This window comes from Streptomyces sp. enrichment culture (assembly GCF_964272855.1).
GTDB lineage: Bacteria > Actinomycetota > Actinomycetes > Streptomycetales > Streptomycetaceae > Streptomyces.
Genome location: NZ_OZ186847.1, coordinates 4,001,603 through 4,020,583, shown reverse-complemented (window position 1 = coordinate 4,020,583; position 18,981 = coordinate 4,001,603). Strand labels below are relative to the sequence as shown.

Below are 18,981 nucleotides of genomic sequence, written 5' to 3'. Positions count from 1 at the left end.
TCAGCTGAAGACGATCATCGATCCCTGCGCCAGACTCCGCGTCGCCGCCGCGTGCAGCCCCAGCCAGACGTGCCGTTCCCGGGCGAACGGGCTGGGGTCGTACGGGGCCGGTACGGCGGGCTCCTCCAACTCCGTCGGTCCGAGCGGGGGTTGGGGGGCCGCCGGCGGGTTGGCGGGGTCGATGCCGATGGCCGGGGCGACGGACTCCAGCTCCCGCAGCAGGGAGTGGGAGGAGCCCAAGGGGCCGCCGCCGGCGAGGAGTTCCTCGTTGGAGAGCGGGTGCGGGAAGTCGACCGGGACGTACGCGCCCGCGTGGTCGTAGTGCCAGACCAGGTGCGACTGCTGGGCGGTGGTCTCGAACATCTCCAGGAGCTGTTCGTAGTCGCCGCCCAGTTCGTCGACCGGGGTCACCGGCAGGCCGCAGACCTGCAACAGGTAGGCGCGGCGCAGGAAGTGCAGGGCGTCGTAGTCGAATCCGGCGACGGGGGCGACCTCACCGGACAGGCCCGGCATGTACTGGTACACCGGCACCGGCGGCAGCCCGGCCTCGGCGAGAGCCTTGTCGTATTGCGCGAGTTCCTCGGCGAAGGGGTTGTCCGGCGTGTGGCACAACACGTCGACGAGCGGGACCAGCCACAGGTCACAGGCCAAAAGAGGCTCCTCGGATACTACGCACGCACAGTGGTCAGGGAAGCGTAATGGGTGAGGGCCGCACGGGTCCCCTCCCGTACCGGTCCCATACCCACAAGGGCCGTCAGCTGCCCGCGAGCCGCTCGATCAGCGCGACGGAGTGCGCGTTGTACGCGGCGATGATCGACCGCGCGGCGTCGGTGTCGCGCCGCACCAGGGCGTCCACCAGTTCGGTGTGTCCGGCCCACAGCCGCCCGCGCAGGTCGGTCAGCCGGCGCAGGTGCTGCACCGCGCACACCCAGGACTGAACCCGCAGCCGGTGCAGGAAGTCGGAGAGGTACGGGTTGCCGAACAGGCCGCTCAGCTCGCGCCAGAAGCGCAGGTCGTAGCCGATGAGCACGGTGAGGTCGCCGGCGGTGGCGGCGCGCTGGGCCTCCTCGCCGCGCCGGCGCACACCGGTGAGCGCGGCGGACGTGCGGGGGTCGCCGGGGTCGCGGAAGCCGCGGTGGCCCTCGCCGAGGGCCTGGAACATGCCGTCGGTGACCAGGCTGCGGGCCTCGACCAGGCCCCTGTAGTCGTCGAGGGAGTACTCGCGGACGTGGAAGCCGCGATGCTGGTCGGCCTCCAGCAGGCCCTGCGCGGACAGGTCGACCAGCGCCTCGCGGACCGGGGTCGCGGAGACGCCGTACTGGTCGGCGATCTCCTTGACGGTGAATTCCTGCCCGGGCTGGAGCCGTCCGGCCAGCACCTCGTCCCGCAGCGCGTCCGCGATCTGCTGCCGCAGGGTGCTTCGGGTCACAGCGCTGTTGCCGCTGATGCCGGGCATGGTGGGGGGACTCCCTTGTCGCGTTCGAGTGGTGTGCACAGATGTGCCTGTGAGCACGTCACCTTACGCGGTCCCCCCACCGGGGGTAACCGACTGCGCCGACGCGTACGCGGTTACGCCGTCACGTGCTCGTCCGCCACGGTGAGCGCCGCGTCCAGCGCCGCCAGGCCCTCCTTCAGCTCGGCCTCGGAGACGTTGCACGGCGGCACCACGTGGGTGCGGTTCATGTTGACGAACGGCCACACGCCGTGCGCCTTCGCGGCGGCGGCGAACGCGGCCATCGGGGCGTTCGCCTCACCGGCCGCGTTGTACGGCACCAGCGGTTCCCGGGTCTCCCGGTTCTTCACCAGGTCCAGTGCCCAGAACATGCCGACACCGCGCACCTCGCCGACGCTCGGGTGCCGCTCCGCCAGCTCGCGCAGCCCCGGCTCCACGACCTCCGCGCCGAGCCGCGCCGCGTGTTCGACGACGCCCTCCTCGGCCATGACGTTGATCGTCGCGACGGCGGCGGCGCAGGCGAGGGGGTGCCCGGAGTAGGTCAGGCCGCCCGGGTAGGGCCGCTTGGCGAAGGTCTCGGCGATCGCGCCGGAGATCGCCACACCGCCCAGCGGCACATAGCCGCTGTTCACGCCCTTGGCGAAGGTCATCAGGTCCGGCGTGACGTCGAACAGGCCGGCCGCGAACCACTCGCCGGTCCGCCCGAAGCCCGCCATCACCTCGTCGAGGATGAAGACGATCCCGTACTTGTCGCAGATCTCCCGCACGCCGGCGAGGTAACCGGCGGGCGGCACCATGATCCCGGCCGTGCCGGGGATGGTCTCCAGGATGATCGCGGCGACGGTCTGCGGCCCCTCGAAGGCGATCGTCGTCTCCAGGTGCTCCAGCGCCCGCGCGCACTCCTGCTCCTCGGTCTCGGCGTAGAAGCGGGAGCGGTAGAGGAAGGGCGCCCAGAAGTGCACGACTCCGGCGGTGCCGCTGTCGTTGGCCCAGCGGCGCGGGTCGCCGGTGACGTTGATCGCCTGCTGGGTGCCGCCGTGGTACGAGCGGTACGCCGAGAGCACCTTGGGGCGGCCCGTGTGCAGCCGGGCCATCCGCAGCGCGTGCTCGACGGCGTCGGCGCCGCCGTTGGTGAAGAAGATCTTGTCCAGGTCGCCCGGGGTGCGCTCGGCGATCAGCCGGGCCGCCTCCGACCGGGCCTCGACGGCGAACGCGGGCGCGAAGGTGGTCATCTTCGCGGCCTGCTCCTGGATCGCGGCGACGACCTTGGGGTGCTGGTAGCCGATGTTGGTGTAGACGAGGCCGCTGGTGAAGTCGAGGTAGCGCTTGCCGTCGTAGTCCCAGAAGTACGATCCCTCGGCGCCGGCGACGGCGAGCGGGTCGATGAGCTCCTGTGCGGACCAGGAGTGGAAGACGTGCGCGCGGTCGGCCGCCTTCACGGCGGCGCCGGCCTGGGGGTCGGGATGAGGGGTCATGCGGGCGAGCGTAAATGTCCGCGATGCGGACGCGGTATCGGCGTCCTGTCTGTGGTCAGGGGCTTTCCGCGACAGGTTGTCGACGGACGGAGGCATCGCATATTGACAGCATGCTGCCCAAATGACAGTCTACTGTCGTAAGAGGAACCGCTGGAGGAGGAACCATGAGCCGCAAGCCCGTCCACCTCGCCGTCTACGACACCCTGGCCGACTGGGAGCCCGGTCACGCCACGGCCCATCTCGCCCGCGCCGGCCACGAGATCCGCACCGTCGGCCCCACCACCGCCCCGGTCCGCACCCTCGGCGGCCTGCGCGTCCAGCCCGACCTCGCCCTGGACGACGTACGGCCCGAGGACAGCTCGCTGCTGATCCTGCCGGGCGCGGACCTCTGGGACGCTTGCGACGACCTGGCCCCCTTCGCCCGCAAGGCACGCGAATTCCTCGCCGCGGGCGTCCCCGTCGCCGCGATCTGCGGCGCCACCGCCGGACTCGCCCGCGAGGGCCTGCTCGACGACCGCGCCCACACCAGCGCCGTCTCCTTCTATCTGGCCGCCACCGGCTACCGGGGCGGCGACAAGTACGTCGACGCCGACGCGGTCACCGACGGCGCGCTGATCACCGCCGGACCCACCGAGCCCGTCGCCTTCGCCCGGGAGATCCTGCGGCTGCTCGGGGTGTACGAGGGCGAGGTGCTGGACGCCTGGTACCGGCTGTTCCACGACTCCGACGCGACGGCCTACGCCGTGCTGGAGAAGGCGGGCGCGCTGTGAGCCGCGCCCGTCAGGACCTGTTCAGCCGGAGCGCGCTCGGGGTGTTCCGGCTGAACGGCCAGTTCCTCGCGGTCGCCGAGGAACTGGCCCGGCCCGCCGGACTGACGGCGGCCTGGTGGCAGGTGCTGGGCGCGGTGCTGCGCGAGCCGCTGCCGGTGGCCGGCATCGCCCGCGCCATGGGCATCACGCGGCAGAGCGTCCAGCGCATCGCCGACCTGCTGGTCGAACGCGGCCTCGCCGAGTACCGGCCCAACCCGGCCCACCGCCGCGCCAAGCTCCTCGCGCCGACCGAGGAGGGCCGCGCCGCGGTCGGCCGCATCGACCCCGGGCACGCGGAATACGCCGACCGGCTCGCGCAGGCGCTCGGGGAAGCAGAACTCGCCGCCGCCGTGGAGGCGCTGGAACGCCTGTCGAAGGTGCTCGACGAACTGGGGCCGCCCGCTCGGCCGGGACCTCCTGTTACGGAACCGTAGACGGGGGCCCGCACGACTCCCCTGGGGGCCGCATTATTCTCGGCCTGTTGCTCACCTGGGGGGAGGCGGTGGGGATGGAGAGACTGGGGCCCGGGGACCCGCAGCAGGTCGGGGCGTACCGACTGCTGGGGAGGCTCGGCGCCGGTGGCATGGGACAGGTCTACCTGGCCCGGTCGGACCGGGGCCGGACCGTCGCCGTGAAACTGGTCCGCGAGGAACTGGCCGCGCGTGAGGAGTTCCGGGCGCGGTTCCGGCACGAGGTGCGGGCTGCGCGGCGGGTAGGCGGCCACTGGACGGCGCCCGTCCTCGACGCCGACACCGAGGCCACCGTGCCCTGGGTCGCCACCGGGTACGTCGCCGGACCCAGCCTCCAGCAGGTCGTCGGCCACGACCACGGGCCGCTGCCCGAACGCACGGTGCGCATCCTCGCCGCCGGGCTCGCGCACGCGCTCAAGGACATCCACGCCGCCGGGATCATCCACCGCGACCTCAAGCCGTCCAACGTCCTGCTGACCATCGACGGGCCGCGCGTCATCGACTTCGGGATCGCGCGCGCCCTGGAGACCGTCACCGACGGAGGGCTGACCAGCACCGGCGCGGTCATCGGCTCACCCGGCTTCATGGCGCCCGAGCAGGTGCGCGGGGACCGCGTCACCACCGCCTGCGACGTCTTCTGCCTGGGTTCCGTCCTCGCCTACGCCGCCACCGGCGCGCTTCCCTTCGGGGGCGCCGACAGCGGGGTGCACGCCCTGATGTTCCGCATCGCCCAGGACGAACCCGACCTGGAGCGGGTCCCGGAGGGCATCGCCGACCTCGTCCGCGCCTGCCTGCGCAAGGACCCCGCCGCCCGCCCCACCCTCGACGACGTCCTGCGGCAGACCGGCGCGGACGACACCGTCGCCGACGGCCGCGCCCTCGACCCCTGGCTGCCGAGCGCCCTGGTGGCCCAACTCGGCCGGCACGCGGTACGCCTGCTGGACACGGAGAACCCGGAGGGACCGACGCCGGCGAACTCTCCGGGCCCGACCGGGCCCCCGGCCCGGACGGCGTCCCCGGAGCACGGGGCGACGGTGGATGAGGCGGGTACGCCGGCGGGTGCGAACGGGGCTGGTGGTTCTGGGGGCTCGGGTGGTCGGAGCGGCCAGGGTGGTACCGCTGGTTCGAATGGCTCGATTGGCTCGGGTGGTCCCACGGGTCCCGGTGGTCCACGTGGTCCCGGTGCTCCGGGTGGCTCTGGTGTTCCTGGTGCTCCTGGTGTTCCTCCCGGTGGTCAGGGTGCTCCCGGCGTCTCGGGTGTTCCCGGTGTTCCTGGTGGGCCGGGCGCTCCCAGCGTCTCGGGTGCTCCGGGTGCTCCGGGTGCTCCGGGTGTTCCTGGTGGTCCCGGCGCTCTTGGTGGGCCGGGCGCTCCTGGCGTCTCGGGTGTTCAGGGTGCTCCCGGTGCTCCGGGTGGGCCAGGTGGCCTGGGTGCTCCGGGTGCTCCGGGTGCTCCGGGCGGTCCGGGCGGTCCCGGCGCCTCGGGTGGTCCGGGCGCCTCGGGTGGTCCGGGCGAACCAGGACGTCGCGGTGTCCCGGGCGGTCAGGCCGGACCGGGTGCGGTCGCGCCGGGCTCCGGCAGCCCGGGCCCGGCTGCGCCGCTGAACAACCTCCCGACGGTCACAGCCGGTCAGCCCGTGCCCCCGGGCACGCCCCCGCCGAGCCACCCGGCATCGCCGGGAACCCCGCCGTCGGCCCACCCGGCAACACCGGCAACCCCACCACCGACCCACCAGCCCACACCGGGAACCCCACCACCCGCCCACCCGGCGACACCGGCCCCGCAGCCGCCCGCTCACCCCGCCGACGGCGCACCGCCGGTCCCCGGCGCGCCCCAGGGGCACCCGCAGCACGGCTACGGCTTCCCCGCGCAGGGGCACGGCCCGGCGGGCGGTTCCGCGCAGCCGGCGTACGGCGGCGGCTACGCGCTGCCGCCCGGTCCGTCGTACGGCTATCCCCAGGTGCCCGGCCAGGCATACCCGCCACCGCCGTACGCCGGGCAGGCCCCGCCTCCCAACCCCTACGGCGACCGAGCCGCGCCGCCCGCCCCGTACGGCGGCGGCCCCGGCTCCACCCCGTCGTACACGCCCACGCCGTACACCCCGCCCCAGGAACCACCCCGCAGGAACGGCCGTGCCACCGCGCTCCTCATAGCCGTGGCGGTGGTCGTCGCGCTGGGGGCGGGGGGTTCGGTGTACGCCCTGATGAACGGGGACGACGACCCCGAGGCGTCCCCGTCGCCCACCCCGAGCCGGTCCTCCTCCGCCGCCCCGACCACCCCGGGCCCGACGAGCTCCGGCCCGGTCACGCCGTCCCCGTCCGCCTCCACCGAGCAGGACGGCGCGATACCGACGGAGTACCTGGGCACCTGGGCGACCACCATCGACAACGCGGACGGCACGCACACCCGCCGCCTCACCATCCAGCAGGGCGAGCCCGGCGACACGGTCCTGTCGCTCACCGCCGAGGGCGCCGACTACCGCTGCGTCTTCGAGGCGGAACTGAGCGAGGAGCCCGGCCCGGACGGGCCGCTGCGGATCGGCCCGTCCACGGTGACGGTCGGCGAGCCGCCCACGTCCTGCACGCCCGGAGGCGCCACGGAGATCACCCTCGTCTCGGCGGACGCCCTCCAGCGCGTGAACACGAGCACGGGGGAGAAGCTGACGTACACCCGGCAGTGAAGCCCCCACGGGCGGGGCGACGGTCAGCGCGGCTCGGGCGGCCGCTGCCGGGGCATGTTCGGCCGGGCGGGACCGGGCGGCATCGGGAACCGCCCGTGCATACCGGCCGGGTCCACGCGCGGCCCGGCCGAGACCGCCGACTGGATGCCCAGCGGCGCGGACCCGGTGCGGAACTCCACCATCCAGTCGGCGGTCTCGGTACGCACCAGCTCGGTCACGTCCTCGCAGAACCGCCGCAGCACCCCCAGGCACCGCTCGGCCGCCTCGCTCGCCGTCCCCTCGGCCGGGCCCAGCACCTCGCGCACGCTCTCCGACGCCCAGTCGAACTGCAACGCCTGCAACCTGCGCTGGACGGCCTGCGCGGTGGCCACGTCCCTTATCCACCCCGAGGTGACCCCGAAGAACCGGTCGACGCCCACGCACGCCACGGCCAGCATCAGCGCCAGGTACCCCCAGGGCGCCACCCCGCCCACCACGCCGGTCAGATCCAGCAGCGGCAGCGCGGCCCCCAGCACCGCCCCGGCCGCCGCGCCACCGCGCAGTGCCCGCGCCCCGCGGCGCTTCCACACCCGGTCGGCGAGATACCAGGCCGCCGTGTCGAGGGCGCCGCGTTCCACCCACCGGAACAGTTCGTCCAGGCGCTGGGCGGGCTCGGCCCAGTCGCCGAGCGGGAACGCCCGCCCGGTCAGATCGCCCGGCCGCAGCCCGGCCGCCCCCTCGCCCCGCCCGTCCTGAGGCGGCCTCTCGGGCTGCATCTCCGGCTGACCCACCCGGCACTCCCTTTGGACGAGATGGACGTTGACGTGCGGGACCCTTCCTACCGCCCAATGGGTGGCGAAGGTGAGCCTTTCATCGCTTTTCCGCCCGGAAGAGGGTCTTGGTCAGGTATAGGCCACCGTGACAACTCACTCGAAAGAGTGCTGGGGCGTTGCCCGCACGGACCACGTAGGCTCGTGCCAGGCGGAAAACACATACGAAAGCAGGAGCTGATCGTGATTCCCGGTGGTGGCCAGCCCAACATGCAGCAGCTGCTCCAGCAGGCCCAGAAGATGCAGCAGGATCTGGCCCGCGCCCAGGAGGAACTGGCGAACACGGAGGTCGACGGGCAGGCGGGCGGCGGTCTGGTCAAGGCCACGGTCACCGGCGCCGGCGTGCTGCGCGGCCTGGTCATCGACCCGAAGGCGGTGGACCCCGAGGACACCGAGACGCTGGCGGACCTGATCGTCGCGGCCGTCGCCGCGGCCAACGAGAACGCGCAGTCCCTCCAGCAGCAGAAGCTCGGCCCGCTCGCCCAGGGGCTGGGCGGCGGCGGCATCCCGGGTCTGCCCTTCTGACCTTTCCGATCCCCGTCCTGCCTTTCGAAGACAGGCACGGGCCCTCTACCGTACGTACTGAAGGCACCCCAGGAAGGACGGCAGTCCGTTGTACGAAGGCGTGGTCCAGGACCTCATCGACGAGCTGGGCAGGCTGCCCGGCGTCGGTCCGAAGAGCGCCCAGCGGATCGCCTTCCACGTCCTCCAGGCGGAGCCGACGGACGTACGCCGTCTCGCCCAGGCCCTGCTGGAGGTGAAGGCGAAGGTCCGCTTCTGCGCGGTGTGCGGGAACGTCGCGCAGGAGGAGCAGTGCGCGATCTGCCGTGACCCGCGACGCGACCCGTCGGTCATCTGCGTCGTGGAGGAGCCGAAGGACGTCGTGGCGATCGAGCGCACCCGCGAGTTCCGCGGCCGCTACCACGTCCTGGGCGGGGCGATCAGCCCGATCGAGGGTGTGGGCCCGGACGACCTGCGTATACGAGAACTTCTCGCGCGGTTGGCCGACGGGACGGTCACGGAGCTGATCCTGGCCACCGACCCGAATCTGGAGGGTGAGGCCACCGCCACGTACCTCGCCCGGATGATCAAGCCCATGGGCCTCAAGGTCACCCGCCTGGCCAGCGGCCTCCCGGTGGGCGGTGACCTGGAATACGCGGACGAGGTGACCCTCGGCCGCGCCTTCGAGGGGAGACGACTCCTAGATGTCTGACGCCACGCTGCACTCCACGACGCAGGACCCGGACGACTTCGCGGTCCAGATCGCGGACCAGATCGCAAGCTTCCTGGTAGCCGTCACGGAGGTCGCGAAGGGCGACGAACCCGACTCGGCGGTCCCGTTCCTCCTCCTGGAGGTCTCCCAGCTGCTGCTCGCCGGCGGCCGCCTCGGCGCGCACGAGGACATCGTCCCCGACGAGCGCTACGAGCCGGACCCCGGCCCGGAGCCGGACGTGGACGAGCTCCGCGAGAACCTGGCCCGCCTCCTGGAGCCGATCGACGTCTACTCCGAGGTCTTCGACCCCTACGAGCCCCGCAAGGCCCCGGTCCCGGCCCGTATCTCGGACGACCTCACCGACGTCATCACCGACCTGCGCCACGGCATGGCCCACTACCGCGCGGGCCGCACCACGGAAGCCCTGTGGTGGTGGCAGTTCTCGTACTTCTCCAACTGGGGCGGCACCGCGTCGGCCACCCTGCGAGCCCTCCAGTCGGTGGTCGCCCACGTCCGCCTGAACCAGCCCCTGGAGGAACTGGACGGCCTGGACACCGACCAGAGCCTCGGCGACGAGACGCTGGAGTTCGAGGCCGGAAAGGTGATGCAGCAGGAGATCGCCGGGCCGCTGGGCCTGCGCGTCCAGTAGCGTCCGGCGGCCGACGCCCGGGCGTGGGGGTCCGTGCGTGGGGGGTGCTAAGCCCCCCACACCCCTTTCGCCATGGCGCTGACCCCGCCGGCGAGCGCCAGCCCCAGCACCAGCCGTCGTGCCCACACCTCCGGTGTGCGCCGCGCCAGCACCCGCCCCAGGCCCGCCCCCACGACCATGGCGGCCACCACCCAGCCCCACCGCTCGCCGCCGAGCCGCGGCGCCCCGTTGGCGGCCACGGACACGACGTTCACGACGACGCCGTAGAACTGCGCGTTGGGCACGAACTCCCGTACGGTCCACCCCGCGTTCAGCGCGTACAACGACACGGGCGGCCCCCCGACTCCCGCCGCCGCGTTCATGAACCCGCCCGCGGCCCCCGTGACGACCGCCCCCGTCCGCCCGCGCAGCGCGGCGGCCCGAGCGCCCCGCATCACCAGCAGCACGGCCACGGTCACCAGCCCGCCCATCACCACGAACAGCACGCGCTCCGGCAACTGCCGCGTCAGCCAGGCGCCGGCGGGCACGGTGCACACGGCGGCCACGCACAGCGGCCCCATCGCCGCGAGCCGCACCCGCCGCCACCCGCTCACCAGCCCGACGAGGCAGATGACCCCGGCGGCACAGTTGGTGAGCACGACCCCTTCCACCGGCCCCAGCACCCACACCAACGCGGGCACGGCGACAAGGGCGAAGCCCATGCCGGTGAGCCACTGCACGCACGAGCCGAGCAGCACGATCCCGAAGAGAAGAAGGTCTGTCACAGACCGAATGATCCACCGCCCCACACCGTGTCGAGGAGACCTCTGGCATCGACGTACGGGCACCCCGCCGTCGGCTCGCTGTACCACTGCAACGGCCAGGTGTTCCCCTCCAGCGCCGGAATGCCGATGTAGGTGACGGTCCGGATCCCCCGCCCGCCGAACTGCTGCACCCCCAACGGCCAGCTGTGCCGCCGCACTTCCCCCGGCGCCAGCAGGAAGTACATCCACCGGAACCCGCTCGCCTCGCACACGATCGGCCCCGCGTCGCCGTCGGTGACCTCGACGAGCCGTTCGGCGACGCGCTCCCCTCTCACGCCTTCGATCCGTACGGCGTCGAAGTGGACGCCGGTCACGCGGAGTTGGTGACCGGAGGCCGGGATCCAGTCGGGGCGGCGGTTGATCGCGTTCGTCATGGTCACACGATGGCGACGGTGGCGATACGCTCGGTAGTGACTCAGGTGATACACGCTGTTGTGTATCGGTCGGAGGTGCGCGCTGTGTTCCAGTCGCCCGTCATGTGGCGTTTCACCGGCAACCAGTTGAAGCGCTGGCGCACGAAGGCGAACATCAGCCGGGAGCAACTGGCTGTCGCCGCGAACTACTCCCCGGACACCATCAAGGCGATGGAGCAGGGGGTGCGGATGCCGACGGCCCGAGTCCTCGACGTGGCGGATGAGCTGTGCGGGGCGGAGGGCATGCTCAGCGCGGTGAAGGACTACTTGCGAAGGGAGAAGTTCCCGCCGAGGGCTCAGGAGTTCATGGAGCGGGAGAGGGAGGCGGTCAGTCACTGGTCGTACGAGTCCACGCTGGTCCCGGGACTGTTGCAGACCCCGGGGTACGCGCGGGCGCTGATCGAGAACCGCTATCCGCCCCTGGACGAGGAGACGGTGGAGTCGCGGATCGCGGCGCGTATGGAGCGGCAGGCCATCCTCACGGAACGGAATCCGCCGGTCGGGCTCAGCTTCGTCCTCTATGAGGCGGTGCTGCGCGGCCCGCAGGTGGACGGTGAGCAACTGCGCCGCCTGCTGGACGCGGCCCGGCTGCGGAACGTCGAGCTTCAGGTGCTCCCCTTCGAGCGGGCCGTGACGTCCGCGCTGATGGGGCCCATGGTGCTGCTGGAGACCCGTGACCACGAGCGATTCGCGTTCACCGAGGGGCCGTTCGCCAGCGAGTTGTCCACCGCCCCGGACGTTGTCAGCCGCGTGGCCGGGCGGCTTAGCATGATCCGCGCGCAAGCCCTCAGCCCCGCTGAGTCGACCCTTTTCATCGAGCGGATGGTGGATTGCCATGACCGACAAGCTGAAGTGGCTTAAGTCGAGTTACAGCGATGACGAGGGCGGCAACTGCGTCGAAGTCGCGTTCGGTCCCCGCGTCCACATCCGCGACTCCAAGAACCCCGCCGGCCCTGACCTCCGCGTGCCCGCCTCCGCCTGGGCGGCCTTCATTTCCGCAGTTCAGCCCGAGGCTTGAGCCCCGAGCTCCGAGCCCCTCCATGGGTTCTGGACTGGGTTGGGAATCTCCCAACCAACCAAGTCTGAACGTGAGTTAAGGCGGCCTACCTCGAAAGAGTGACGTTCCGTGATCGGCTTGCGCCGGAACGTAAAGCCGCTCTAGGTTCGCGGCAAATAGATCGGCCCCGGTCGGTGCTGCAACACCGGCGCCGGGGCCTCGCCCTACGCATCGAAGGAACAGTTCGATGGTGGCTTGCGCCTACCCTAGTCCTGCTCTGCCGTCCCCGTCCCACCCCATGGCCAAAACGGGGTACGGGAAGCGTCCTGCAGGTGACGAAGACCCGCACGCGGACGCGGACTTCGCACACTTGAGCGCCCGGGACCGTGAGATCGCCGTCTTCGTCGACCACCTCGAAGAGGGCCACGCGATGGGCTACAAGGCCATCGCGGCGGAACACCCCCGGTACGGCCAGCAGGCCGTGCGCACCTCGCTGGGCCGCATCGTGCTCGCGGGTCATCTGCGCTGGATCAGGGAGCACATCACCGTCGAGGACGACTCGATGCGCTGGGTGACGCGGACGTACTGGTCGCGTACCCGCAGGTCGGAGGAGTGGTGGGCGGACTTCGTGCGGGAGCGCGACGGCAAGGACGTGACCGAGGACCACATGCCGGGGCTGGCCCGTGTGGAGAACGCCGAGGAGCAGCCGGCCCCGGAACCGGAGGACGCCGCCGAGCAGCCCAGCACCGCCTACCGCACGCTCGCCGAGGTGCGGTCCGCCGATACCCGTATGCCGCTGTCGGACGGTGACTGCCGGTCCCTCGAACCCCTGGTCGCGGAGTGGCTGACGCGCGGCGCGACCCCGGACGACATCACCAAGGCCCTGACGGCCGGGTTGCCGCCCGCCGTCACCAACCCGGGCGGTCTCGCCCGCAAACGACTGGAGAGCAAGATGCCCCCGAAGAAGGCGAAGATCCGGCAGAAGGCGGCCCGGCGGGCCCGGGTCTCCCGAGTGATCATGGTCTGCGGTCTGTGTGACGCGGACGAGCGGACCACGAAGATCTCCGGCGGGCTGTGCGACGAGTGCCGGGCGCTGATCGAGGCGGAGGGACCGGCGTACGGCCACGTCCCGGACACCTTCCTGCCCGCCCAGCGCGACGCCGGCGGTCTGCCCGGCGCGGACGAGGTCATCGACGTGACGGAGAAGGTCAACGCCCTCCGGCGCGCGGCGGGTCTGTTGTGAGCGTGCGGGCCGCGCCGGTCAGGGCACCATGGAGTCGAGGAGGCGACGCCATGACCCCCAGGACCGAGCAGCACCGGCCGGAGATGTCCGTCGAGGAGTTCGAGGAGCTGGAACGCCACGCCCCGGAGACCGTGCGGCTGGAGTTCATCGGGGGAAGGGTCCAGGTCAAGCCGGTGACCGACGGCAACCACGACCACATCATCGCCTGGCTGCAGAGGCTGTGCATGCAGCATCGTCCCGAGCTGTGGCTCTACGCGGACCGTGGCATGAAGGTCGAGAGCTACCGCAAGGGCCGGGCACGCCCGGATGGCGTTCTGGCCCCCTTCGGGTTCCCGAAGGGGCATGGGGACTGGTCCGGGACGGAGGGCGTTCTCATGGCGGTGGAGGTCACGTCGTACGACTCCGACACGCATCGGCGTGACCGGGTCGAGAAGCCTGACGCTTACGCGGCTGCCGGGATTCCCGTCTACCTCCTCATCGACCGCGACGACCACGCGGTCGTCGTCTTCGACCAGCCCGAGGACGGCCGGTACCGGCACGAGGAGAAGATCCCGTTCGGCGCGACGGTGAAGCTTCCCGACCCCGTGAGCCTCACCCTCGACACCGATCCCCTCAAAGACCTCGCCGACTGACTGCCCCGGCGCCATCATGGCCGTATGACGGCTCAGGCGAAGGCGTTGATGGGGACCGGGATCGGGCTCTGCGTGCTGGGCGCGGTGGGGCTGGTCGTCGGGGCCGTGGTGGATGTCGAGGGTGCGGATCCCTGGGCGAGCGTGGCCGGCGGGGTGGCGGGGCTGCTGGGGCTGGCGGTGACGATCTTCGCGTTGACGCGGGGGGAGTCCGCGTCGGACGGGGCCTCGGGTGCCGACGCGCCCCCCAGGGTCGACGTAACGGCCGGCGGCGCGGGGGCCGTTGTCGCCGGGCGGGACATCGGGTTCGTGTCGACGGGCAGCGGCAACATCGCGGCGCCGCCGAACCCGCCCGCGCCCGCGACCCCCGTACCCGGCGAACCGTCGGCGCGGAACGTCACGGCCTCCGGTGACCGGTCCATCGCCGCCGGGCGTGACATCCACCAGGCGCAGACCGGCGACGGTCCCACCGCGTGACCGCTTCGGCGGAGGCGTCCGGGGACCGGTCCATCGCCGCGGGCGGGTCCATCCGGCAGGCGATCAGCGGGGACGGCTCGGTGGGGATGTACGCCGAGACGGCCCTGATGCTGCCCGCGGAAGCGTTCGCGATGCCGGAGGCGGCGCCGGACGGGCTGGTCAACCTGCCGGAGCGGGCCGGGCTGTTCGTCGGGCGGGAGCGGGAACTCGCTCTGCTGGACGAGGCGTTCCAGGCCACCGGCGGGGTCGTCGTGCAAGCCGTGCACGGCCTCGGCGGCATCGGCAAGTCGACGCTCGCGGCCCGATGGGCGGCGGAGCACACGGACGCCTTCAACCCGGTGTGGTGGATCAACGCCGAGACCACCGCCGAACTCGACGCCGGTCTCGCCGACCTCGCGATCGCGTTGCAGCCCGCGCTGCGGGACGTACTCTCGCGGGAGGCGCTGCGGGAGCGGGCGGTGCAGTGGCTGGCGACGCACGAGGGCTGGCTGCTGGTCCTGGACAACGTCTCGTCGCCGACGGACGTGAAGGCTCTGCTGGCCCGGGCGACGGGCGGCCGCTTCCTCATCACGACCCGGCGGGCCACCGGGTGGCACGGCATCGCCGAGCCGCTGTCGCTGGACGTGCTCGAACTCGCCGAGGCGACCGAGCTGTTCGCCCGTGTCCAGGGCGGTGCCGCCACCGACGCCGAGGGGCTGTGCCGCGAGCTGGGGTGCCTTCCGCTCGCCGTGGAGCAGGCCGCCGCGTACTGCGCGGAGGCGGGGATCACGGCGGACGAGTACGCGGAACTGCTGGCGCGCTACCCGGACCGGATGTTCGCGAGCGCGGCGGAGGGCGGGAGCAGCGAACGGACCGTGGCCCGGGTGTGGCGCGTGACCCTGGACCGTCTGGCGGACACGCCGCTCGCGGAGACCGTCTTGCGGACCATCGCCTGGTGGGCGCCGGACCGGATTCCCCGCGCGTACCTGGAGCAGCTGGGCAGCCCGCCCGAGGTGGCCGAGGCGATCCGACGCCTGGCCGCGCACAGCATGATCGGCCTGCACGAGGACGGGACGGTCTCGGTGCACCGGCTGGTGCAGGCGGTGACGCGCTCGGCAGGGGAGGCGCACGCCGACGCTGCGGCCCTTCTGCTGTTCAGGGCCGGGCTGGGGCTGCGCGACGCCAGAGCCGAGGCAGTGTGGCTGACGCACCTGGACGCGCGGACCGCGTACGCGGGGCCGGAGCGTGACGGGGCAGGCGCGGCCGTGCTGTTCTATCTGGGCGGTATCAAGCACCTCCACCTCGACATCGCCCGCACGATCGGGCTGTACGAGAGAGCCCTGGCGGCGGCGCAGCGCGTTCTGGGGGAACGTGACGAGCTGACCCTGTTCATGCGCTCCCACCTGGCTCACGCCTTCGGGATGGCCGGTGACCGACCGCGCGCGATCAGGCTGCTCGAACGGAACGTGACCGACCACGCGCGGGCGTTCGGGCGCCGTGATCCGCGCACCTTCGAGGCGAGGACGACACTGGCCGACGAACTGGTCATGGCGGGACGCGCGCGCGACGCGCTGTCCCTGGCGGCGAAGAACGCCAGGAAGGCGGAACGGGCGCTGGGCGCCGACGCCAAGCAGGCCGTGGAGGCCTGGGCGACCTGGGCTCTCGCCCTGGGGGAGCTGGCCGAGCAGGACGCCGGCCGTTACGCGGTCCGGGCCCGCGACGCGGCCGAACGGCTGCTGGACAGGGCCGTGCGCACCACGGGTGGGGACAGCCTCGTCTCCCGGCACCTGCGGCACACGTTGGTGTGGGCGCGGACACGTGTAGGCGACATCGAGGGGGCCGTGGCCATGTACGAGGAACTGATCGAGAGCCGGATCCGCGCGGACGGGGCGACGGACAGAACGACTCTGGAGTCCCGCGCCCTGTTCGCCGGATTCCTGTGGATGACGGCGAACGACCCGGCCCGCGCCCACGAGGTCATCGTCTCCGTCCTCGCCGACTGGGAACGCCTCCTCGGCGACACCCCCTACGTACGACAGCTCCGTGAGGACTTCGCCCCCCTCCTCGGTGCCACCGACTGACCACCCTCCGCACTGGTGGGCATCGATCCCCCGACTTTGGGCAGGGACTGTCCTGGACGACGCCGACGTCTCACCATGCGGGAGCGCAGAGGTGGATTTCGGACGCTCGTTAGACTGAGCCGACCCGCAGTACACCGTCGTATATGCGGAACGAACACACATCGAGCGAGGAGCGCACGTGGGCCTTGTCGTGCAGAAGTACGGAGGCTCCTCCGTAGCCGATGCCGAGGGCATCAAGCGCGTCGCCAAGCGGATCGTGGAAGCGAAGAAGAACGGGCACCAGGTGGTGGCCGTGGTTTCCGCGATGGGCGACACGACGGACGAGCTGATCGATCTCGCCGAGCAGGTATCCCCGATTCCTGCCGGGCGCGAGCTCGACATGCTGCTGACCGCCGGAGAGCGGATCTCCATGGCCCTGCTGGCCATGGCGATCAAAAACCTGGGCCACAGCGCCCAGTCGTTCACGGGCAGCCAGGCAGGTGTCATCACCGACTCGGTCCACAACAAAGCGCGGATCATCGATGTCACGCCGGGCCGCATCCGGGACTCGCTGAACGAGGGCAACATCGCCATCGTCGCCGGGTTCCAGGGCGTCAGCCAGGACACCAAGGACATCACCACGCTGGGGCGTGGCGGGTCCGACACCACGGCGGTGGCTCTCGCGGCGGCGCTCGACGCCGAGGTCTGCGAGATCTACACGGACGTCGACGGTGTGTTCACCGCCGACCCGCGCGTGGTGAAGAAGGCCCGGAAGATCGACTGGATCTCCTTCGAGGACATGCTGGAGCTGGCCTCGTCCGGGTCGAAGGTGCTGCTCCACCGGTGTGTGGAGTACGCCCGTCGCTACAACATCCCGATCCACGTCCGCTCCAGCTTCAGCGGCCTTCAGGGCACGTGGGTCAGCAGCGAGCCGATCAACCAAGGGGACAAGCAGGTGGAGCAGGCCATCATCTCCGGTGTCGCGCACGACACCTCCGAGGCCAAGATCACGGTCGTCGGTGTGCCCGACAAGCCGGGTGAGGCCGCCGCCATCTTCCGCACGATCGCCGATGCCGAGATCAACATCGACATGGTCGTGCAGAACGTGTCCGCCGCGTCGACCGGCCTGACGGACATCTCGTTCACGCTGCCGAAGACCGAGGGCCGCAAGGCCATCGACGCGCTGGAGAAGAACCGGTCCGGCATCGGCTTCGACTCGCTGCGCTACGACGACCAGATCGGCAAGATCTCGCTGGTCGGCGCCGGTATGAAGACCAACCCCGGCGTCACCGCCGCGTTCTTCGAGGCGCTGAGCGACGCGGGCGTGAACATCGAGCTGATCTCGACGTCCGAGATCCGCATCTCGGTGGTCACCCGCGCCGACGACGTCAGCGAGGCCGTGCGCGCCGTGCACACCGCGTTCGGGCTGGACTCCGACAGCGATGAGGCCGTCGTCTACGGAGGCACCGGCCGATGACCGGCAAACCGACGCTCGCGGTCGTGGGAGCGACCGGGGCCGTCGGTGCGGTCATGCTCCAGATCCTGTCCCAGCACGCGGACATCTGGGGCGAGATCAGACTCGTCGCCTCACCGCGCTCGGCCGGCCGCAAGCTGGCCGTGCGCGGCGAGGAGGTCGAGGTCGTGGCCCTGTCGGAGGAAGCCTTCGACGGGGTCGACGTCGCCATGTTCGACGTACCCGACGACGTGTCCGCGCAGTGGGCTCCCATCGCTGCGGCCAAGGGTGTGGTCGTCGTCGACAACTCGTGCGCCTTCCGGATGGACCCGGACGTGCCGCTGGTCGTCCCCGAGGTCAATCCGCACGCGGTGCGGATCCGGCCGCGCGGGATCGTCGCCAACCCGCACTGCACCACCCTGTCGATGATCGTCGCGCTGGGCGCGCTGCACGCCGAGTTCGGGCTGCGCCGGCTGGTGGTGTCGTCGTACCAGGCGGTCAGCGGGGCCGGCCGGGCCGGCGTGGACACGCTGCGCGAGCAGCTGTCCCTGGTCGCCGGTACGGAGCTGGGCACCAGCCCCGGCGATCTGCGCCGGGCGGTCGGCGAGCGGACCGGGCCGTTCCCGGAGCCGGTGGCGCTGAACGTGGTGCCGTGGGCCGGGGAGCTGCGCGAGGACGGCTGGTCGTCCGAGGAGATGACCTTGCGGGACGAGTCCCGCAAGATCCTCGGGCTGCCGCGGCTGCCGGTCGCGGTGACCTGTGTGCGGGTGCCGGTGGTCACCGCGCACGCGCTGACCGTGCACGCCGGCTTCGAGGACGAGGTCACGGTGGACCGGGCGCGGGAGATCCTGGCCACCGCGCCGGGCGTGGTGCTCTACGACAATCCGGCCGCCGGGGAGTTCCCGACGCCGGCGGACGTGGTGGGCACCGATCCGACCTGGGTGGGCCGGGTGCGGCGGGCGCTGGACGACCCGACGGCGCTCGAGATGTTCGTCTGCGGTGACAACCTGCGCAAGGGCGCCGCGCTCAACACGGCGCAGATCGCGGAGCTGGTGGCCACGGAGTTTTCGTGAGAGCTTCTCGTGAGAGCTTCCCCTCACGGAAAAGATCCTGGCAGTGGCTTGATCCGTTTGTAGGATCTGCGTAAGAGAGATTTCCTCCCCGTCCTCCGCAACCGAGCGGAGGGCGGGGAGCGTCTATGCGGTCACCCTTCCGGGGTGGGGGGAGCCGTGAGCGAGGCGTGGGGACGCTTCGTTCAACAAAGGACATAGGGGAAGAGCGGGACGCATGAGGGCATTTGAGGCACCGTCGGCTGTGCTGCCTGACGCGAGATCGAACGTGACGCTCGGCACGTACAACCATGCCGGGGGT

General features: G+C 71.7%; 20 protein-coding genes. 14 read left to right on the top strand and 6 right to left on the bottom strand.

Annotated elements, in window-relative coordinates:
* The 3 genes from ACSU6L_RS17330 to ACSU6L_RS17320 all read right to left on the bottom strand — a co-directional run bounded on the left by ACSU6L_RS17330 (nucleotide 1) and on the right by ACSU6L_RS17320 (nucleotide 2,928).
* Nucleotides 1-651: a hypothetical protein gene (locus ACSU6L_RS17330; RefSeq protein WP_437057830.1), complete on the bottom strand. Its 651-nt coding sequence runs from the start codon at nucleotides 649-651 to the stop codon at nucleotides 1-3.
* A gap of 103 nt (nucleotides 652-754) precedes the next feature.
* A complete protein-coding gene (locus ACSU6L_RS17325; RefSeq protein ID WP_437057828.1) occupies nucleotides 755-1,456 on the bottom strand; it encodes a GntR family transcriptional regulator in 702 nt (233 codons plus the stop codon).
* A gap of 113 nt (nucleotides 1,457-1,569) precedes the next feature.
* Nucleotides 1,570-2,928: an aspartate aminotransferase family protein gene (locus ACSU6L_RS17320; protein WP_437057826.1), complete on the bottom strand. Its 1,359-nt coding sequence runs from the start codon at nucleotides 2,926-2,928 to the stop codon at nucleotides 1,570-1,572.
* Between the two features lie 164 nt (nucleotides 2,929-3,092).
* Between ACSU6L_RS17320 and ACSU6L_RS17315 the strand changes: the two genes are divergently transcribed.
* The 3 genes from ACSU6L_RS17315 to ACSU6L_RS17305 all read left to right on the top strand — a co-directional run bounded on the left by ACSU6L_RS17315 (nucleotide 3,093) and on the right by ACSU6L_RS17305 (nucleotide 6,885).
* Nucleotides 3,093-3,698 carry a type 1 glutamine amidotransferase family protein gene (locus ACSU6L_RS17315; RefSeq protein WP_437057824.1) on the top strand — a complete coding sequence of 202 codons (606 nt, stop codon included), beginning with the start codon at nucleotides 3,093-3,095 and terminating at the stop codon, nucleotides 3,696-3,698.
* Entirely contained in the window at nucleotides 3,695-4,171 is a 477-nt protein-coding gene (locus tag ACSU6L_RS17310; RefSeq protein ID WP_437057822.1) for a MarR family winged helix-turn-helix transcriptional regulator, read from the top strand. The genes ACSU6L_RS17315 and ACSU6L_RS17310 overlap by 4 nt, the downstream gene beginning before the upstream one ends.
* A gap of 74 nt (nucleotides 4,172-4,245) precedes the next feature.
* Nucleotides 4,246-6,885: a protein kinase domain-containing protein gene (locus ACSU6L_RS17305; RefSeq protein WP_437057820.1), complete on the top strand. Its 2,640-nt coding sequence runs from the start codon at nucleotides 4,246-4,248 to the stop codon at nucleotides 6,883-6,885.
* Between the two features lie 23 nt (nucleotides 6,886-6,908).
* Here the strand turns inward: ACSU6L_RS17305 and ACSU6L_RS17300 are convergent, their stop codons facing one another.
* Nucleotides 6,909-7,655, bottom strand: a complete 747-nt coding sequence (locus ACSU6L_RS17300; protein ID WP_437057818.1) for an SLATT domain-containing protein — start codon at nucleotides 7,653-7,655, stop codon at nucleotides 6,909-6,911.
* Nucleotides 7,656-7,877: 222 nt separating this feature from the next.
* Between ACSU6L_RS17300 and ACSU6L_RS17295 the strand changes: the two genes are divergently transcribed.
* The 3 genes from ACSU6L_RS17295 to ACSU6L_RS17285 all read left to right on the top strand — a co-directional run bounded on the left by ACSU6L_RS17295 (nucleotide 7,878) and on the right by ACSU6L_RS17285 (nucleotide 9,556).
* Entirely contained in the window at nucleotides 7,878-8,219 is a 342-nt protein-coding gene (locus tag ACSU6L_RS17295) for a YbaB/EbfC family nucleoid-associated protein (RefSeq protein ID WP_073943169.1), read from the top strand.
* Between the two features lie 88 nt (nucleotides 8,220-8,307).
* Nucleotides 8,308-8,907: a recombination mediator RecR gene (gene recR / locus ACSU6L_RS17290; protein ID WP_043502778.1), complete on the top strand. Its 600-nt coding sequence runs from the start codon at nucleotides 8,308-8,310 to the stop codon at nucleotides 8,905-8,907.
* Nucleotides 8,900-9,556, top strand: coding sequence for a DUF5063 domain-containing protein (locus ACSU6L_RS17285; RefSeq protein ID WP_073943170.1), 657 nt, complete (start codon nucleotides 8,900-8,902; stop codon nucleotides 9,554-9,556). Before recR ends, ACSU6L_RS17285 begins: the two co-directional genes overlap by 8 nt.
* Nucleotides 9,557-9,603: 47 nt before the next feature.
* On the opposite strand, the gene ACSU6L_RS17280 is transcribed toward ACSU6L_RS17285, so the two are convergent.
* Both ACSU6L_RS17280 and ACSU6L_RS17275 read right to left on the bottom strand, forming a co-directional pair.
* The gene (locus tag ACSU6L_RS17280) at nucleotides 9,604-10,320 is read right to left on the bottom strand and encodes a sulfite exporter TauE/SafE family protein (RefSeq protein ID WP_437057815.1); all 717 of its coding nucleotides are present in this window, start codon (nucleotides 10,318-10,320) and stop codon (nucleotides 9,604-9,606) included.
* On the bottom strand, nucleotides 10,317-10,739 hold the full coding sequence (locus tag ACSU6L_RS17275; RefSeq protein ID WP_437057813.1) for a hypothetical protein: 423 nt from the start codon (nucleotides 10,737-10,739) through the stop codon (nucleotides 10,317-10,319). The genes ACSU6L_RS17280 and ACSU6L_RS17275 overlap by 4 nt, the downstream gene beginning before the upstream one ends.
* Nucleotides 10,740-10,835: 96 nt before the next feature.
* Here ACSU6L_RS17275 and ACSU6L_RS17270 point away from each other — a divergent pair, with 96 nt between their 5' ends.
* The 8 genes from ACSU6L_RS17270 (at nucleotide 10,836) to ACSU6L_RS17235 (ending at nucleotide 18,683) form a co-directional block, all read left to right on the top strand.
* Entirely contained in the window at nucleotides 10,836-11,633 is a 798-nt protein-coding gene (locus ACSU6L_RS17270; RefSeq protein ID WP_437064932.1) for a helix-turn-helix domain-containing protein, read from the top strand.
* Entirely contained in the window at nucleotides 11,608-11,790 is a 183-nt protein-coding gene (locus tag ACSU6L_RS17265; protein WP_437057811.1) for a DUF397 domain-containing protein, read from the top strand. The genes ACSU6L_RS17270 and ACSU6L_RS17265 overlap by 26 nt, the downstream gene beginning before the upstream one ends.
* A gap of 349 nt (nucleotides 11,791-12,139) precedes the next feature.
* A complete protein-coding gene (locus ACSU6L_RS17260; protein WP_437057810.1) occupies nucleotides 12,140-13,012 on the top strand; it encodes a hypothetical protein in 873 nt (290 codons plus the stop codon).
* Nucleotides 13,013-13,062: 50 nt separating this feature from the next.
* The gene (locus ACSU6L_RS17255; RefSeq protein WP_437057808.1) at nucleotides 13,063-13,644 is read left to right on the top strand and encodes a Uma2 family endonuclease; all 582 of its coding nucleotides are present in this window, start codon (nucleotides 13,063-13,065) and stop codon (nucleotides 13,642-13,644) included.
* A 24-nt stretch (nucleotides 13,645-13,668) separates the two neighbouring features.
* A complete protein-coding gene (locus ACSU6L_RS17250) occupies nucleotides 13,669-14,118 on the top strand; it encodes a hypothetical protein (protein ID WP_437057806.1) in 450 nt (149 codons plus the stop codon).
* The gene (locus ACSU6L_RS17245) at nucleotides 14,115-16,178 is read left to right on the top strand and encodes an NB-ARC domain-containing protein (RefSeq protein WP_437057804.1); all 2,064 of its coding nucleotides are present in this window, start codon (nucleotides 14,115-14,117) and stop codon (nucleotides 16,176-16,178) included. The genes ACSU6L_RS17250 and ACSU6L_RS17245 overlap by 4 nt, the downstream gene beginning before the upstream one ends.
* Before the next feature lie 178 nt (nucleotides 16,179-16,356).
* The gene (locus tag ACSU6L_RS17240; RefSeq protein ID WP_073943177.1) at nucleotides 16,357-17,634 is read left to right on the top strand and encodes an aspartate kinase; all 1,278 of its coding nucleotides are present in this window, start codon (nucleotides 16,357-16,359) and stop codon (nucleotides 17,632-17,634) included.
* Complete coding sequence (locus ACSU6L_RS17235) at nucleotides 17,631-18,683, top strand: aspartate-semialdehyde dehydrogenase (protein ID WP_437057802.1); 1,053 nt, start codon at nucleotides 17,631-17,633, stop codon at nucleotides 18,681-18,683. Before ACSU6L_RS17240 ends, ACSU6L_RS17235 begins: the two co-directional genes overlap by 4 nt.
* Nucleotides 18,684-18,981: the final 298 nt, after the last annotated feature.